Genomic DNA, 1,403 nt, shown 5'->3' with positions numbered 1-1,403 from the left:
CGCGCCGACGGATGCTGCGACTGCCACGCGGGCACCTTCCGAGTTGGAGCCTTCCGGGCCGGCGGCGGCTGATCTGGCCGCGGTGACGGCTGCCCTGCTCGACGCGCGCGCAGCGTGCGCGGGTGAGACCGGGTGCCTCGACGCCGTCGTCGCAGATCCCGCTGTGCCGCTCGGCGCCGGCGTCATCGACGTGCCGCGCGCGCAGCGTGCGCTCACACTGCTCGACGATTTCGGGGACGTCGCGGTGCTTCGAGTGGATGCCGTCGACGGTGCGCTGCCCGCTCAGCTCGTGGTGGTCGTCCGGCAGAACGAGAAATGGCTGCTGCGCGACGTCCATGACGTCGCGCAGCAGCCGTGAGTCGATCGGTGTGGACCGGAATCAGATGCCGAGCTGACCCTCGAAGTCAGCCGCTTCGAGACGGGTCTTCACCGCGCCCAGGAAGCGTGCGGCGTCAGCTCCGTCGATCACGCGGTGGTCGTACGAGAGCGCGAGGTACACGTACGAGCGCACTGAGATCGCGTCCTTGCCGTCGACCGTCACGATGCCGGGCCGCTTGACGACGACACCCGTGCCGAGGATCGCCGTCTGGGGCAGGAACACGACGGGAGTGTCGAACAGCGCACCGCGCGAGCCGGTATTGGTCAGCGTGAACGTGCCCCCGGCCAGCTCGTCGGGCTTCAGCTTGTTGTCGCGGGTGCGCGCCGCGAGGTCGGCGATCTCGTGAGCGATCTGCGCGAGGTTCTTGGTCGCCGCGTCACGCAGCACCGGAGTGAGCAGTCCGCGCTCGGTGTCGACCGCGATCGAGAGGTTCTCTGTCGCGGGGTACACGATCTGGTCGCCGTCCACCGTCGAGTTGACGACGGGGTACGCCTGCAGCGCCTCGGCAGCGGCCAGGGCGAAGAACGGCAGGAACGACAGCTTGTCGCCGGTCTTGGCCTGGAAGTCGCCCTTCACCTTGTCGCGGAAGGCCGCGACCTTCGTCACGTCGACCTCGATGACACTCGTCAGCTGGGCCGTCGACTGCATCGACGCCACCGCACGCTCGGCGAGCACCTTGCGCAGACGCGACATCGGCTGGGTCGTGCCGCGCAGAGGCGAGACCTCGAGCGGCGCGGGGGCCGCAGGAGCCGGAGCAGCCGGTGCCGCGGCGGCCTCGGCCGCCTTGAGGACGTCTTCCTTGCGGATTCGTCCGCCGACACCCGTGCCCTTGACGGTCGACAGGTCGATGCCCTGCTGCTGCGCGAGACGTCGCACGAGCGGCGTGACGTAGGCCACGCCGTCCGCGTCATCGGCGGCTGCGGGAGCAGCGGTGGCCGGCTGGGCAGGTGCAGCGGGAGCCGGTGCAGCGGGAGCCGGTGCAGCGGGCGCGGCCGGGGCAGGTGCAGCGGGAGCCGGAGCAGCA

General features: G+C 70.7%; 1 protein-coding gene and 1 pseudogene. One reads left to right on the top strand and one right to left on the bottom strand.

The genetic code is table 11. From position 1 onward, the window contains the following. A pseudogene (locus EIO58_RS17950) lies at window positions 1-358 on the top strand (hypothetical protein); the annotation flags it as partial. Window positions 359-379: 21 nt separating this feature from the next. Here EIO58_RS17950 and sucB read toward each other — a convergent pair. After that, window positions 380-1,403 (bottom strand): 2-oxoglutarate dehydrogenase, E2 component, dihydrolipoamide succinyltransferase (sucB, locus tag EIO58_RS17945; protein ID WP_127820559.1); only part of this gene is annotated, 1,024 nt, incomplete at its 5' end.

It is taken from the genome of Microbacterium sp. CPCC 204701, assembly GCF_004010105.1.
Taxonomy (GTDB): domain Bacteria; phylum Actinomycetota; class Actinomycetes; order Actinomycetales; family Microbacteriaceae; genus Microbacterium.
The sequence above is the reverse complement of the archived record's forward strand: the minus strand, read 5'-3'. Positions and strand labels throughout refer to the sequence as shown.